The sequence below is a fragment of the Chryseobacterium aahli genome (genome assembly GCF_022699665.1).
Lineage (GTDB): Bacteria > Bacteroidota > Bacteroidia > Flavobacteriales > Weeksellaceae > Chryseobacterium > Chryseobacterium aahli.
This window is the reverse complement of record NZ_JALDNB010000001.1, coordinates 381,899-397,364: the sequence shown is the minus strand read 5'-3', so window position 1 is coordinate 397,364 and position 15,466 is coordinate 381,899. Positions and strand designations below refer to the sequence as shown.

The following is a 15,466-nucleotide window of genomic DNA, read 5'->3' as shown; positions in this document are numbered from 1 at the left end:
AAATATTGGTTTTATAAAAAAATTGAAATGCAAATTTAAGGAAATATACAGATTATTATCTCTTCATCAAATCCAGCAAAACCTTTTCGTAATTATCTAAAATAATCTCCTTAGAGAATCTAGATTTTATAGAATTCTTAATGGCATCTTGATCATACGACTGATGTAAAATCTGCATAATTTTTTGTGAAAAGTTTTCATGATTTTCAATATCAGAAATTTCGCCATTGGTGTTATGCTGAATGATTTCATTAATTCCGCCAGGGCAATTATTGGCTAAAGAATATGTTCCACAAGCGCCGGCCTCTAATAAAACATTAGGAAATCCTTCGTATCGTGATGAAAGAATAAAAAGATCGGCATATTTCAAAAATTCATACGGATTCTCTTGTCTTCCATGGAAAACAACGTTTTTTAAGCCTAAAAAATCTTTCATCTGATGAAGAATTTCACGATCTTTTCCATCACCTAAAATATGCAGAATAATTTTTTCGTTTTTTAACCTTGAAAAAACTTTCAGTAAATTATCAAAACCTTTTCTGGCAGATAAATTACCGATTGCTACAACGTTTTTATAATTATATTTAAAACTCTCAGGCTTACGGGAAACCTTCAATTTTTCATCAATAAAATCGAAGTCGACAGGATTATTAATTTTAATAATTTTTGAACGGTTGACTTTAAAATTATCAATCAAATCATTCATCATATCATCACTTTGTGCGATAATCTGCTGATAATTATTGTAAAAATTATAGAAAAATTTAATCTCTTTTTTTGTTACATGCTGCGAAACAACATTGGTTTCTCTGGCAATGAATTTGACTTTCGGAAAAAGTTTAATAAACAAAGATAAATACGCATTCACTTCACCAAATCCCGAAAACACAATATCTGGTTTTCTGCGGTAAATTTCTTTTAAAATAGGCTTTAATGAATGTCTGATTCTTTCTGTATCGATATCGATAATTTCAACATCTTTTTTAAGAAAATCAAGATAACCACCTTGTTTGCGAAGAAGCAAAATCTTAGGTTCAAAACGATCCCGGGAGAGATGATTTGCAATGGTGGTAACGATTCTTTCTGCGCCTCCGGTTTCGAGATCCGGCAGAATAAATATGACAGAAATTTTCTTGTTCATTGGATAGTTGGTTTGAAAAAACCTTTAAGTTTAAAAGTATTTTTTCTCGTCAAAAGCTAACTTAATAGCATTTTTTTACATTAATTCAGGAAACTCATGAGAATGATTGTTCATCATATGATTAATTAAAAACTGATGGTCTCTCTCATCGAAAAATATGTACCACGTCGTTTGGTTGTTAGCTTTATATTTTAAGAATTTTCTTCCAAATTTTTCGAGTTTCTTAGGCGTTTTTGTAATATTGAATTTAAAATCATTATTCATTACAAAAAGAATGATTTCCTGAACATATAATTTTGCATCTTCTTTAAATCCAAAATAATTTTGCTCGTATAAAGTATCTATCAATTTTGCAAGATAGAATTCAACATCACTCGAAAAAATAATTATTTTTTCCAAGGCAATGATTCGATATGCGCGTACACTCTTTTCATTAATTCTTCGCCGGAAATTCCCATAGCAAATTTTTCATCAAAATCATCTTTCGCAACATATTCAGCTTGAGCTTCTGCAACTACTCCATTTGAAATCATTCTGTTTTTGATTTCTAGCAGTTCTGCAATGTCTTCCAACTCATCCATTTCTTTTATCCACTGAATGAGCTCTTTTTTTGCTTCTATAATTGGATTTTCCATTTAATTTTATCTAAAAAATTAATTTGCAACGTCGCTAATGAATTTAATTCTGAGCATTCTCACTTCTTCATCAGAAAGTTCATCACCAAACTCATCCAGCAGCACTTTCATGCTGTCGCTTTCAGACTCCGTCATAAATTCCATAAACTCATCTACCATATCTTCATCAAAATTCTCTTCAATGTAATAATCGATATTCAGCTTTGTCCCTTGATAAACAATACGTTCCATTTCTTTCAACAAATCATTCATTGAGAGATTTTTTGCTCTTGCAATGTCTTCAAGGTCAATCTTTTTATCTGTACTTTGAATGATGAAAACCTTGTGACTTGATTTATTCGCCACATTTTTCAAGACCATATCCTGAGTACGCTCTATATTATTGTCCTCAACATATTTAGAGATGAAATCAGCGAATTCTTTACCATATTTTTTTGCTTTTCCTTCTCCGACACCATACACTTTTGCAATTTCTTCAAGGGTGATTGGGTATTGAACGGTCATATCTTCCAAACTCGGATCCATGAAAACCGTATAAGGAGGAATTCCATGTTTTTTGGCAACTTTCTTTCTTAATTCTTTTAATAGGCCAAACAAATTCTGGTCAAGACTTCCATTCGCCTGCATCTGCACCTGATCGCTGTCTGCCTTGGTTTGTGACAAATCAAACTCACGATCTTCGGCAATTAGGAAAGATTCTTTGAATTTTCCGTTAATAACTTCATGACCTTTAGGTGAGATTTTTAAAACACCGTACGTTTCAATATCTTTCAATAAAAAATTCTGTACTGTTGCCTGTCTTAAAATTGTTTTCCAATAATTATCTTTTTCATCTTTTCCGAAGCCAAAAAACGAAGTTTGTTCGAGTTTATAAGACTTTGTAACGGCATTTTCTTTGCCGACAATTGCAGAAATCAAATCTTTTGACTTAAATTTTTCTTTAGTCGTATCAATTAATTCTAAAACTTTTTCTAAATCTTTGGTGGCATCTTTCAGCTTGGGTGGATTTGATGCATTGTCACACATCTTGGCTCCGGCTCCCGTCACAGGGTCGAAAATTTCACCAAAATAATATAATATATATTGTCTTCTGCTCATGGAAGTTTCGGCGTAACCTACCACTTCGTTTAAAAGCTGTAATCCGATCTCTCTTTCAGATACTGGCTTTTGAGCTAAGAATTTTTCTAATTTTTCAATGTCTTTTGGGTCATAGAATGCAAGACAATGTCCTTCTCCTCCGTCACGACCTGCACGACCTGTTTCCTGATAGTAACTTTCCAGAGATTTCGGGAAATCATAGTGAATCACGAAACGAACATCCGGCTTATCAATCCCCATCCCAAATGCAATGGTTGCAACGATAACGTCTGCTTCTTCCATCAGGAATTTATCCTGATTGGTCACTCTTACTTTTTGGTCTAAACCAGCGTGATAAGGAAGTGCATTGACACCATTAACCTGCAAAAGCTGAGCAAATTCCTCTACTTTTCTTCGGCTCAGACAGTAAACAATCCCTGATTTACCCTTATGTTTATTGATAAATTTTACAATTTCTTTATCAACATTCACTTTTGGGCGAACTTCGTAATATAAATTAGCTCTATTAAAACTTTCTTTAAAAACCAAAGCATCCGTCATGCCCAAAGTTTTCTGGATATCATCCTGAACCTTAGGCGTTGCCGTTGCAGTAAGTGCAATAACCGGTACATCTGCAATCTTATCGATGATCGATTTTAAGTTTCTGTATTCGGGTCTGAAATCGTGTCCCCATTCTGAAATACAGTGCGCTTCGTCAATCGCAACAAATGATATCTTTACATCTCTGAAAAATTCCAGATAATCTTCTTTGATTAAAGATTCCGGAGCTACATATAATAGTTTGGTTTTCCCGCTTTTTATATCGTCAAAAACCTGTTTGGTCTGAGTTTTGTTAAGAGAAGAATTAAGAACATGGGCTACTCCATTTTCAGATGAAAGACCGTTGACGGCATCCACCTGATTTTTCATTAAAGCAATCAATGGTGAAACCACAATCGCAGTTCCTTCTGAAATAAGGGCGGGAAGTTGATAACACAAAGATTTACCACCTCCTGTAGGCATCAAGACAAAAATGTCTTTGCCTTGCAACAGCTCCTCAATAATAAGTTCCTGCTGACCTTTGAAAGTAGAAAACCCGAAGTATTTCTTTAACTCGCCTGATAAATTGGCTTTTTTTGCGCTCATCTAATTTTGTATTGCTAAATTTGCATCTAACCCAAAGTTATAACATTTTTACTGAAAATAAAAGTAAAGAGATTTATTAAAAATAAAACCAGCGTTAAATATTCTTAAATGATACGGTTTTACTTTAGCCTATTTTAGATACAAATCATACCGGAAAATGGATACATCAAATATTATTTCAATCGCTAAGAGCACGTTAGCTATAGAAATTGCTGAATTAGAAAAATTAAAAAACAGAATCGATGAAGAGTTTGTAAAGGCCGTGAAAATCATTCACTCTGCACAAGGAAAATTAATTGTCGTAGGAATCGGAAAATCTGCTCACGTTGGAAATAAAATTGTTGCTACGTTAAATTCTACAGGAACTCCTTCGCAGTTTTTGCACGCTTCAGAAGCCATTCACGGTGATTTGGGAGTGATTCAGAAGCAGGATGTTGTTTTGTGTATTTCAAATTCTGGTAACTCGCCAGAAATCATTAATCTGGTTGCTTATCTTAAAGACTACTCTTCTGCATTGATAGGAATGACGGGAAACAGAAAAAGTAAACTTGCTGAATATTCTGATGTAATTCTGGATACTCATGTTGACTTGGAAGCTTGTCCGAATAAATTGGCTCCAACAAGTTCAACTACTCTGCAGATGGCTCTGGGAGATGCTTTGGCGATTTCTTTGATGGAATTAAATGATTTTAGAGAAAATGATTTCGCAAAATTTCATCCGGGTGGAAGTTTGGGTAAAAATCTTACTGCGAGAGTTGAGCAGTTTGTTTCATCGCAAAAACCTCAGGTTACCGAAGAATCTTCAATCAGAGATGTGATTATTTCAATCAGCGCATCAAGTCATGGGATTACGGTTGTGACTAATGAAGAAAAAATTCTCGGTGTGATTACAGATGGAGATTTGCGAAGAATGTTATTGAATGGCGACGACATTTCAAAAGTTTTGGCCAAAGATATCATGTCCGGAAATCCTAAAAGTATTGAAAAAGATGCTTTGGCAAAAGAAGCCATGAAAATTTTAAAAGACAACAATATCGGTCAGCTGATTGTTACATACAACGGTCAGTATTTCGGTATTATTGATATTCATAAGCTATTAGACGAGGGAATTAATTAGGAAAGGGCTAAGATTGAGGTTAAGTTTGAGATTTAATTTAAGTAAAAAATTACAAAACATTGATTAAAACAATGAATCTCAAATTTCCATCATCCAACTCCCCGCTTTTTTTCATAAATTTGAAAACATTAAAAAAAATTCTGTGAGTGAAGGTAAAGACATGTCCTTTTTCGGACATATTGGTGAACTGAGAGGTCACCTTATCCGTTCAATTATCGCTATTATTATTGCCGCTTTTGTAGTTGGTTTTAATATCAATTGGATTATGGATCACGTTTTTTTCGGGCCGACCAGAAATGATTTCCCTACTTTTAAAATTGTCAATCATTTTTCAAGAATGGTTTTGGGTGAAGACAGCATTACTTTACCTAAAGAATTTCCTGTACGTGTGCAGAGATTATATCAGCAGTTTAATGTGATGATGGCCGTTTCTATTTTTGGAGGTTTGGTGATTGGCTTCCCTTATATTGTCTGGGAATTGTGGCGATTTATCAGTCCGGCATTGCATCCTAACGAAAGAAAAAACTCAATATTCATAATCAATTCTGTCTGGATTCTTTTCATGATGGGCGTTTTGTGCGGGTACTTTTTAATATTACCTTTTGCGGTTAATTTCGGAGTTATTTTTAAAATTTCTGACATTATAATTCCGCTTTACGATTTGAGTGATTACACTACTTTGTTTTTGCAAGTTGTTTTGGGAATGGGCGTTGTATTTCTTTTCCCTGTTTTAATTTACTTTTTAACGACAATCGGAATTCTGAACCCAGCTTTCATGAAAAAATACCGCAGGCATGCGATTGTTCTGATTATGGTTGTTGCTGCAATTATTACTCCGGCAGATGTTTTGAGTATGATGATGGCGGCTTTGCCATTGCTGTTCTTGTATGAATTCAGTATTTTAATGTGTGCTTATACGTATAGAAAAGTGCAGAAGAGAGAAGCGAAATTGCCTGTAGTTTAGAAATAGGTTGAGGCTAAAGCTGAAATTAATAATATAGGGGGCGGCGGAAAAATCTTTGATTTTTCCGCCGCTTTGTTTTCAGGATCAAATGAAATTTACTTTCAGAAACTTTTAATTTATCGTTTGCGAATATGTATTTTAGAAATACTTAAATTTAAAGCTCATCATATCATGTTTTCAAAATGAATAAATATTTAAGAGGTTGTTTAATTGCTTTAGCAGTATTGATATTGATTATCGGGATGGTCGTGGGATGGTTTTGGTGGTCGATGGAAACCAGTCACGAAAGAGCGGAAGAAGACGGAATCAAATACTCGAAAGAATGTGATACTATCACAACAATTACAGAAAAACCAGCCATCATGCTGGGAAAGTTTCAAGAAAGTGAGATTACTGAATTAAAGTTTTACTTAATTCAAAATAACAAAATCATCAAAGATACACTTATCAAATATGAGGTTTCAGAACCCGACAATTATTTAAGTACTAACATCCCATTTGAGAATTTTAAAAAGTCCGACAATATTATCGTAGAAACTAAAAATAAGATTTACTTTACCATATCGGGGTTTCATCATTATGCTTACTTGCATTACGGAATGTTCGGTTACGTGGGAAGCCACGACTGCAGATTTGCTGATGGAAATTATATTGTTAATGGAAGAACACAAAATGGCACTTTGTTGAAGACAGAGGGTAAAAGTGAAAAGCCGTTACCTCTTTTAAATAAAAATTAGAGACTCTAAACTTAAAATAATCATTTTTTAGCTTAAAAATTGAAAGTATTCATTAAAATAATTTACTTTCTGCATTTTTTTATACTTTTTTATTCAATTGATTTTAAATTTTATATTTTTGAAGACATCAAACTTCACAACTTATGAATAAACTCTCCTACTCAATTTTGTTGGCTTCCGGATTGGCTTTCGGTCAGATTTTTGAGCAAAATAAAAAGTTTACCAAACAGGATACTTTAAAAGGTTCAAATACAGAATTCAGGAATTTTTGGGATGTCAAAAAATATGAACTGTCTGTGGAGCCTGATTTTGAACAAAAAAGTATTAGAGGAAACAATAAAATCAGTTTTGAAATTCTTAAAGATGTCACCAATCCTATTTTTCAGATTGATCTTCAAAAACCAATGAAGGCTGATAAAATTGAATGTAATTTCCCAACTATTGACGGCTTTAAAAGAGATGAAGATTTTATATTCATTTCATCTAAGAAAAATTTCAAAAAGGGAGAAAAATATACGATAGACATCATGTATTCCGGAAATCCTACGATTGCCAAAAATGCACCTTGGGATGGTGGTTGGGTTTTCATCAAAGACGAAAAAGGAAATCCGTGGATGAGCGTTGCAGATGAAGGGATTGGTGCCTCCGTATGGCTTCCCGTAAAAGATATCTGGAGTGATGAGCCTGAAAACGGCATCGTGATGAAAATTATCACGCCTTCAGATTTGGTAGGAATTGGTAATGGAAGATTGAAGGATAAAAAAACAGAAAACGGAAAAAACATTTTCACCTGGGAAGTTAAAACCCCAATCAATGCATACTCTATAATTCCGAATATTGGTAAATATGTCAATTTCAAAGATTCTTATGCGGGAGAAAAAGGAAAACTGGATCTTGATTATTGGGTAATTGATTATAATTTGGATCGGGCAAAAAAACAGTTCCAGCAGGTAAAACCGATGTTGAAAGCCTTTGAATATTGGTTCGGGTCTTACCCTTTTTATGAAGATTCCTATAAGCTTGTCGACTCGCCTTATTTAGGAATGGAGCATCAGAGTAATATTGCCTACGGAAATCAATACGTCAATGGATATCTGGGAAATGATCTTTCCGGAACCGGTGTCGGATTAAACTGGGATTATATTATCGTTCACGAAAGCGGTCATGAATGGTTTGCCAACAATATCACGGCAAAAGATCGGGCAGACATGTGGATTCATGAAAGTTTTACCATGTATTCTGAAGTTTTATTTACCGAGGATTATATGGATAAAAAGTCTGCAGAAATTTACGCTCAGGGAATTCAGAAGAAAATTGCCAATGATGTTCCGATTATCGGCAAATATGGTGTAAGAAATGAAGGCAGCGGCGATATGTACCCGAAAGGCGCAAGTATGATTCACACGATCCGACAGGTGATTAATAATGATGTGAAATTCAGAGAGATTTTGAGGGGTTTAAATAAAGACTTTTATCACCAAACCGTAACAACAGAGCAAATTGAAAAATACATTTCTGAGAAAGCAGGAATTGATTTTTCGACTGTTTTTGATCAATATTTAAGAACCACAAAAGTTCCTGTTTTAGAATATTCTCAAAATGGAACTGAACTGAAATACCGTTTTACCAACGTGGTAAAAAATCTGAATCTTCCTGTAAGATTTGGTGAACAGACAATTTCTCCGACTGAATCTTGGCAGAAAACTACTTTAAAAAATAGTACTCCTGTTGAGTTTAATAAGAATTATTATTTGAGGTATAATAAAGTGTAGTAAATTTTAATTAAAAACACAAAACATGAAAACAAGATTATTTTTCATTTTAATTATTCTTTTAACTCACATAACGATAAGGTCTCAAATAGCCAATAATCTTTTAACAAACCCTAAAGCATTCACAACATTCTTAAATGAAAAAAATGTCTGGGGTAAAAAATATTTGCTGGGATACAGTAAAAACAACCTTCCGATCTATGCTTATTATTACAACAAAGGCGGAAGTGAAAAAGCAATGATCATCGGTGGAGTGCACGGATCCGAATTTTACGGAGTTGATGTTGCCAATGCAACCAAAAAAGCTCTTGACAAAATGAAAGTCTCGTCTTTCAAATACAAAGTCATCATCATACCAGAATTATTTCCTGATAATGTTGCAAAAGGAAGATTAAATATTTTCACCGAAAACTTTGGAAGAAAAACGTGTGAGGTCTGTAACGGATTAGATATGGAGCCAGAATGCAAATTATGTGTTGATCCTAACAGACAAATGCCTTGCGTAAATGAGTATTATGAGATAGGAAAAAATTTAACCTGTACATCAGAAACCATTGAAATTGAAAATCAAATTCTTTTATATATGACTCAGAAATACGACCCGTCAAGAATTGTATCTCTGCATTGTAAAAATGATTTCAGAAAAAATGAAATTGGCATCTACGCCGATCCAAGAACAGGTAAAGACAATGTATCACTAGGATATTCTGACGATGCTTTACTAGCATTGAAAATGGCTTTTATTGTGAAGGAAAACAGAGGTGTCATTTTGGGCAATTTTATCAGTGAAAAATATACGAAAGCTAAAGATAGCTTCAAGATAAAGAGTGTTTCTTATCTAAATCCTGTTTATCCTCAAGATCCTCCGGCAGAAAATAAAGGAACCCGACAAATAAGGAGTTATGAAAATAACGATAACAAAGTGAGTTTCGGAACATGGGCAAGTTCAGAAATTTGGGATCAAAATAATAAGAAATTAAAGAAGGCTGCCATCACTGTGACAGTAGAACTTCCACAATACTATTCTTTTTTTAGCGAAAAATACAACGAAGGTTCACTAAGACAAGAAGAACTAAACGACAATACAAATGCATATGTAAAAGCAATTGTCGAAGGTTTTTTGGATCATAAATAATCGATATCACTTATTGAATTAACTCTGGTGGAAACATTTCAGTTAAAATTTACACAAAAAGATCAATCTCTGTAACAAAATCAATTTTCTATCAACTACTTATCTATAAAATAAACCTAATGAAAAAAATAGCAGTTAGCTTAGGAATTCTCGCAGTAGCTTTCATCAATGCACAATCAATTAAAACAAATATTGATTTGGTCAACGTAAAAGATGACAAAGTTGCCGTTACAATGGAATTTCCGAAAATGAAATCCGGAGATGTAAAATTTCACTTTCCTAAAACCGTTCCCGGGACGTATTCTGTGGATGATTACGGAAGATTTATTGAAGGCATCAAATTTTTAGATAACAAAGGAAAAGAATTGGCTTTCACCAAAGTCAATGACAATACTTATTCTTTGAAAAATGCTCAGGCATTAACTAAAGTCACTTATTTAGTAAATGACAGTTTTGATGATGAAAACGACACTGCAAAACATAAAGCGGTATTTTCACCTTCCGGAACAGACATTGAAGCAGGGAAAATTTTCATGGTTAACACGCATGGTTTTGTAGGATATATCGATAATATGCAGGACGTTCCTTATCAGTTGGTTATTCAGAAACCAAATGATTTTTACGGAACGACAGCTTTGGTAGATCAGGATAAATCTGAAGCTACTGATACTTTTACTTTGGCAAATTATGCTAAACTGACAGATTCTCCATTAATGTACTCTAAGCCTGATTTTATAACGTTCAATGCCGGTGGAATGGATCTGGTTTTGGGAGTTTACTCACCGACCGGAAAGTATAAAGCTGCAGATTTTAAAGAAAATTTAGAAAAAATGGTTGTTGCTCAAAAGAAATTTTTGGGTGATATGAATACGAATAAAAAATATGCGATCATGCTTTATCTTGCAGGAACAGAAGGTCCGCAGATCAAAGGTTTTGGAGCATTGGAACATCACGAATCTACAAGCGTTGTTCTGCACGAAATGATGCCTAAAGAAGCCATCGACGAGTCCATTGTAGACGTAGTTTCTCATGAGTTTTTCCATACGGTTAATCCTTTGAAAACGCATTCTGAAGAAATTCATTATTTCAATTATGCGGATCCTAAAATGTCTCAGCACCTCTGGATGTATGAAGGCGGAACTGAATATTTTGCCAATTTGTTCCAGATTCAGGAAGGTTTGATTACAAAAGATCAGTTTCTTCAGAGAATGAGTAACAAAATCAAAAATTCAAAAAGCTACAATGACACCATGCCGTTTACGGTAATGAGTAAAAACATTCTTCAGGATCAATACAAAGATCAGTACAGAAACGTGTACGAAAAAGGCACGCTTTTGACGATGTGTCTGGATATTGAACTGAGAAAATTGTCTAACGGTGAAATGGGCTACCGTGATATGATCAGAAAATTGTCTCAGAGATTCGGTGAAAATAAACCTTTCAAAGACGATAAACTGATTGACGAATTGGTAACCATCACAGGATATCCGCAGGTAAAAGATTTTTACAACAAATATATTGCAGGAAGCCAGCCAACGCCTTATGCTGAATATCTGGCGCAAGTGGGTGTAGAAATCAACAAGCAGGAAACTCCACCACTTTTCTGGATGATAAAAGATCCGAACCAAACAGGATATAATGACAAAAATAATACTTTTGTGTTTGACGAAAACTCAGCGCTGTCGCCATTCGCAAAAAGTATCGGATTTAAAATTACTGATGAAGTCGTTGCTTTGGACGGGAAAACAATCAACATTCAAAACGTACAGGAGTTTATTAATTATTCTAAAACCATCAAAGACGGACAAAATGTAACGGTGACTATTCTTCGTAAAAACGGTGATAAAAACGACAAGATTGACTTAAAAGGAAAAGCAATTTTAGATAAAATGACTGTAGAAACGCTTCAATTTAAAGCAAATCCTACCCCAGCAGAACTGAAACTTCAAAACCAGTGGCTGACAGGTAAAAAATAAAATTAAAAATGCGGTGAAAATTTTCACCGCATTTTTTCTTTAAAGATGATCAAAATTAATTTCCCCCGTCCCTAAAGGGTGTAATTTTGATGATTATTTTATTTATACAAATCCGGTTCGATAGAATTGTTATTCTTTTTGAAACCTTCTTTTGCCTTCTTCTCCATTTCTCTGAAAACCTGATTCGGGTCTGAAATTTCCTTACCATCTGCGGTTTTTGTTTTAAAAACAACCCGGTTTGTTTCTGTATTTTTCATCATCATTTCACGCATATTTTTCGTTGGGTCGTTGACGTAGGCTTTCCAGACTTTTTTAAACTGACTTTTACTTGCTTCAATATCTTTTCCGCCCATTCCGTACAACTGAATTCCCTGAGGTAAATCAAGTTCTTTATCTGCAGGTATTTCAATGGTTTTATTCCCAACCAAAGTCATAGAATGTGAACCAGTTTTATCTTCAATTTTCACAATCAAACCCGGAAGTCCATAAAACTTATAAGGTCCGTCCTGAAAAGGTAAATCTGTGGAAAACCACGCCGTCCATTCCCTTCCGCCAAAATTGGTTGTTGCTTTTTGAGCATTGTAAGCTCCTATTTTTTGTTTGTCCGGAAGAATTTTCCATTCCGGTTTTTTGTCTTCTTCAATTTTATAGCTGTCTGAGGAAACTCTGGTGAAAAGATAAGTTTTAAAATCAGGATATTGTTTGGTTACTTTGTAAGAAACCTGTCCCGGCTTATCAGTTCTGTTGATGCTGATATTATTCGGACTTAATTTTAATTGTCTTTCTAAATCGGCTCTTGAAGTAGAATCGGCCAAAAACTTTTGCTGACTGTAATAGTTTGATCCTTTTTTATCGATATCTAAAAGCATCATTTCTGTAATCACATTTGCCTTATCCGTAGAATCCGGAATAAATTTATAATCATAGAAGAAACGGTTTTGTGCAAAAATGCTGCATCCAATGATTAGAAATAATAGGGTGTATATTTTTTTCATTTTATTAATTTTTAATGAGTTCAATTCGATTATTATCTTTTTTCATCCTTGCCTTCAAACGTTCTTCTTGATCTTTCATGTGCTTGTTTTGTCCGTCTTTCATAATCATCGTCATGCCACCCATCTGCATTTGCTGAAGACCTTTCGTTGGATCAGTCTCATATTCTTTTACCAATTTATTATATTGTTTAGAATTAACTAAAATTTCTTTAGCTCCGAAAACATCTTCCGGGAGCGAACTGATATTTTTGACAGCCTGCAAAGTAAAACGGTGAGATTGGGTTTTGTCTTCCAGTTTTACGATTAATCCGGGAAGTCCATGAAATTTGTATGGTCCGTCCTGAATCGGAATATCTGTCGTAAACCATGCATACCAATGTCTTCCTCCAAAATTGGCTTCTGCTTTTTGGGTTGTCCACTCACCTATTTTCAATTTTTCAGAAGTGATTTTCCACACAATCGGTCTTTCTTCCGACACTTTATACTGATCCATCAAAATTCTATTGTGTAAGAAAACCTCATACTTAGGATATTTTTTGGTAACTGAATATCTCACTAACCCTTTTCGCATATCAGATTTAATGTTGATTGCTCCTGTTGCCGCCAGTTGTTTTTCCAAATCAATCTTTGCGATAGAATCTGAATGATAAACCGTGTAACTGTAAAATTTTGATCCAGATTCTGAAACATCCAGATTCATCAATTCATTTTTCACATCAGAAACGTTGGTAGAATCCGGGATAAATTGATAGTCGTAAGTAAAACGTTTGTTTTGTGCGCTGGAAAATATGACGATGAGCAATAAGCTGAAAGTGGTTATTAATTTCATTTTAAAATTTATTTTGTAGAAAATTCTACTTTATCAAGTTTTGAGAAACCTCTATCTCCGTAGGGAGTTCTGTACATTTTCACAGATTTAAACGGAGCTTTTGCAGAAGCAATATCTTTTCTAAAAACGTCCTCTTCAAAACTTTTCATGTATTTTTTCAGCTCTTCTTTTGTGAATTCTTTTCCGTCAACAAAAAATCTTCCATCTCTGAGAGGCATCATCATCACGCTTGCTTTTACAGGATCTTTTCTATCATCCTTTGTTATTGATTGATCTTCATTTTTAACGTAAGAAACAATTGCATCATATTTGAAAATAATCATATTTTCTTTTCTGGCTTCAAACTCCTTTTCTGATTTAATTTTAAGTCTTTCAGCATCAGTTCTTAGTTCTTTAATTTCAGTTTGAGTTAGAGGATTTTTATCATAATCTCGTCCTTTTTTGAAATCTAAATTTTTGGTTACTTCATTTCCCTTTTTATCAAGTGCTTCTTCAACGACTTTTCTTGCTTTTGCTGTTTCTAAAACTGATTGTCTAAGATTTTCTCTTTCTTGATCAGTAGATATCATTTTAGTCATATACAAAAACATATCGTTACCCACCTTATTCTCCCTCATCAGTTTGTTTCGTACAGCACTGGAAAGTTGATCGCTATTTTTGGCAGCACTGTAAATCATCACTTTAATATCATCATTTTTAGGTGCTGAGTGGCTGAAAATATAATTGGGCGTTTCTATATTGTTGTCAAAAAAATTGATAAAATCATCTTTGCTCACTTTCTTACCTTCCACAAGAAATATATCGCTTTCGTCTGCATCTTTCAATCGGTTTTCCCAAGAATTTTCTACACTGCTAGTGATTTTCAGGTTCGAAATAGTGTTCACTGTTGAAACTTCAGAAACCGGTGGTTTAATGGTATCTTTAATTATTTCAACTGAAACATTTTCAGTATTCGGTTGAACTTCTGTAGGATTATTTTTAAATTCTAATGACTGAGCTATTTTTTCAACATCATGATTAACCTTTTCTATTTCCTTATTTTTTGCGTTCACCATATAAGCGAAAGCGACAGTAAATAAAACCGGCAACGCTGAAATTCTGCGCACATATCCGAATTTTGTCTTTGGTTTTTGAATCATTTTGAGTCTTTTTTTAAGGTTTGAACTGAGAAACTGACTGGTCGCAGGCAACTGATTTCCGGAAAAGTGACTTGCTAAAAGCATCTGCGCAAATGCTTTGGTATCCGACTGTCTGACGGCTTTATTGTCCGCCAGATATTCGTGAATTAAATTAATTTCTTTTTTAATTAAATAAAAAAATGGGTTGAACCAGAAAACAGCGGTAATGATTTCAATAAAAATTTTATCATACGAATGTTTCTGTTCGATGTGTACCATTTCATGCTTTAAAATCTGCTTTCCGATATCTGAATTGAGGATAATCGTATTCTTCCAGAATAGATTTTTAAAATAAGAAAAAGGTGCTTCTGAAAGATTGGTCTGGTAAAAATTGATTCCTTCAAAATTTTCTTTCTGAAATTGAGTTTTAAATCTGATAATTTTAAAAATTCCAAATAGGAGTTTTAACAATAATATGATTGCAATTCCTATAATTCCAAAGTTGATATATTCCCAGTAATTGATTCCATCATTTGTGTTTTTAGAATCTGTAAAGCTTTGAAATTTATTGAGTAATACAAAAACTTGATCACTGAATTCGATTGTGAAATATTCGATTTTCAGCAATGGCAAAATCAGGGAAACCACAACCAAAAATAAAAGATAAAATCGGTTGTAATGATGGAATGTTTTGTCTTTCAGAGCAATCTGATAATACAGAAACATCACGCCAGAACAAATGATAACTTTTCCGAGATAGAAAATGAGAGTTTCCATAGTGATCGAAGTTTTTGGTGTAGAGTTATAATAACAACTTTATTTTA

At 33.8% G+C, this 15,466-nt stretch carries 13 protein-coding genes; 6 read left to right on the top strand and 7 right to left on the bottom strand.

The window, feature by feature from the left end; all coding sequences use genetic code 11:
• Window positions 1-55: 55 nt before the first annotated feature.
• The 4 genes from MQX03_RS01680 to recQ all read right to left on the bottom strand — a co-directional run bounded on the left by MQX03_RS01680 (window position 56) and on the right by recQ (window position 3,999).
• Complete coding sequence (locus MQX03_RS01680; protein WP_242800959.1) at window positions 56-1,141, bottom strand: glycosyltransferase; 1,086 nt, start codon at window positions 1,139-1,141, stop codon at window positions 56-58.
• A 75-nt stretch (window positions 1,142-1,216) separates the two neighbouring features.
• Complete coding sequence (locus MQX03_RS01675) at window positions 1,217-1,540, bottom strand: hypothetical protein (protein ID WP_242800957.1); 324 nt, start codon at window positions 1,538-1,540, stop codon at window positions 1,217-1,219.
• Window positions 1,528-1,776 (bottom strand): hypothetical protein, encoded by a 249-nt coding sequence (locus MQX03_RS01670; protein WP_242800955.1) that lies wholly within the window; start codon window positions 1,774-1,776, stop codon window positions 1,528-1,530. The genes MQX03_RS01675 and MQX03_RS01670 overlap by 13 nt, the downstream gene beginning before the upstream one ends.
• 18 nt (window positions 1,777-1,794) lie before the next feature.
• Window positions 1,795-3,999 (bottom strand): DNA helicase RecQ, encoded by a 2,205-nt coding sequence (recQ, locus tag MQX03_RS01665; RefSeq protein WP_242800953.1) that lies wholly within the window; start codon window positions 3,997-3,999, stop codon window positions 1,795-1,797.
• A 157-nt stretch (window positions 4,000-4,156) separates the two neighbouring features.
• On the opposite strand from recQ, the gene MQX03_RS01660 reads away from it, so the two are divergent.
• The 6 genes from MQX03_RS01660 to MQX03_RS01635 all read left to right on the top strand — a co-directional run bounded on the left by MQX03_RS01660 (window position 4,157) and on the right by MQX03_RS01635 (window position 11,700).
• Window positions 4,157-5,116, top strand: a complete 960-nt coding sequence (locus MQX03_RS01660; RefSeq protein WP_242800951.1) for a KpsF/GutQ family sugar-phosphate isomerase — start codon at window positions 4,157-4,159, stop codon at window positions 5,114-5,116.
• A 142-nt stretch (window positions 5,117-5,258) separates the two neighbouring features.
• Entirely contained in the window at window positions 5,259-6,080 is an 822-nt protein-coding gene (gene tatC / locus MQX03_RS01655; protein ID WP_185145171.1) for a twin-arginine translocase subunit TatC, read from the top strand.
• A gap of 182 nt (window positions 6,081-6,262) precedes the next feature.
• A complete protein-coding gene (locus tag MQX03_RS01650; RefSeq protein ID WP_242800949.1) occupies window positions 6,263-6,817 on the top strand; it encodes a hypothetical protein in 555 nt (184 codons plus the stop codon).
• A 143-nt stretch (window positions 6,818-6,960) separates the two neighbouring features.
• On the top strand, window positions 6,961-8,589 hold the full coding sequence (locus tag MQX03_RS01645; protein ID WP_242800947.1) for a M1 family metallopeptidase: 1,629 nt from the start codon (window positions 6,961-6,963) through the stop codon (window positions 8,587-8,589).
• A 25-nt stretch (window positions 8,590-8,614) separates the two neighbouring features.
• A complete protein-coding gene (locus tag MQX03_RS01640) occupies window positions 8,615-9,724 on the top strand; it encodes a M14 family metallopeptidase (protein WP_242800945.1) in 1,110 nt (369 codons plus the stop codon).
• Window positions 9,725-9,843: 119 nt separating this feature from the next.
• Window positions 9,844-11,700 carry a M61 family metallopeptidase gene (locus MQX03_RS01635; protein WP_242800943.1) on the top strand — a complete coding sequence of 619 codons (1,857 nt, stop codon included), beginning with the start codon at window positions 9,844-9,846 and terminating at the stop codon, window positions 11,698-11,700.
• Between the two features lie 98 nt (window positions 11,701-11,798).
• On the opposite strand, the gene MQX03_RS01630 is transcribed toward MQX03_RS01635, so the two are convergent.
• From MQX03_RS01630 to MQX03_RS01620, 3 genes are read right to left on the bottom strand one after another with little or no spacing between them, the layout of a single operon-like run.
• Window positions 11,799-12,695, bottom strand: a complete 897-nt coding sequence (locus tag MQX03_RS01630; protein ID WP_242800941.1) for a GLPGLI family protein — start codon at window positions 12,693-12,695, stop codon at window positions 11,799-11,801.
• A gap of 4 nt (window positions 12,696-12,699) precedes the next feature.
• Window positions 12,700-13,524 (bottom strand): GLPGLI family protein, encoded by an 825-nt coding sequence (locus MQX03_RS01625; protein WP_242800939.1) that lies wholly within the window; start codon window positions 13,522-13,524, stop codon window positions 12,700-12,702.
• 8 nt (window positions 13,525-13,532) lie between these two features.
• Window positions 13,533-15,419 carry a M56 family metallopeptidase gene (locus tag MQX03_RS01620; protein WP_242800938.1) on the bottom strand — a complete coding sequence of 629 codons (1,887 nt, stop codon included), beginning with the start codon at window positions 15,417-15,419 and terminating at the stop codon, window positions 13,533-13,535.
• Between the last annotated feature and the right edge of the window lie 47 nt (window positions 15,420-15,466).

Bases quoted from the DNA above. Each gene is read 5' to 3' on its own strand.
- recQ (WP_242800953.1), bottom strand. From the start codon at position 3,999: ATGAGCGCAAAAAAAGCCAATTTATCAGGCGAGTTAAAGAAATACTTC.
- MQX03_RS01625 (WP_242800939.1), bottom strand. From the start codon at position 13,524: ATGAAATTAATAACCACTTTCAGCTTATTGCTCATCGTCATATTTTCC.
- MQX03_RS01660 (WP_242800951.1), top strand. From the start codon at position 4,157: ATGGATACATCAAATATTATTTCAATCGCTAAGAGCACGTTAGCTATA.
- MQX03_RS01620 (WP_242800938.1), bottom strand. From the start codon at position 15,419: ATGGAAACTCTCATTTTCTATCTCGGAAAAGTTATCATTTGTTCTGGC.
- MQX03_RS01670 (WP_242800955.1), bottom strand. From the start codon at position 1,776: ATGGAAAATCCAATTATAGAAGCAAAAAAAGAGCTCATTCAGTGGATA.
- MQX03_RS01680 (WP_242800959.1), bottom strand. From the start codon at position 1,141: ATGAACAAGAAAATTTCTGTCATATTTATTCTGCCGGATCTCGAAACC.
- MQX03_RS01650 (WP_242800949.1), top strand. From the start codon at position 6,263: ATGAATAAATATTTAAGAGGTTGTTTAATTGCTTTAGCAGTATTGATA.
- MQX03_RS01630 (WP_242800941.1), bottom strand. From the start codon at position 12,695: ATGAAAAAAATATACACCCTATTATTTCTAATCATTGGATGCAGCATT.
- MQX03_RS01645 (WP_242800947.1), top strand. From the start codon at position 6,961: ATGAATAAACTCTCCTACTCAATTTTGTTGGCTTCCGGATTGGCTTTC.
- MQX03_RS01640 (WP_242800945.1), top strand. From the start codon at position 8,615: ATGAAAACAAGATTATTTTTCATTTTAATTATTCTTTTAACTCACATA.
- MQX03_RS01635 (WP_242800943.1), top strand. From the start codon at position 9,844: ATGAAAAAAATAGCAGTTAGCTTAGGAATTCTCGCAGTAGCTTTCATC.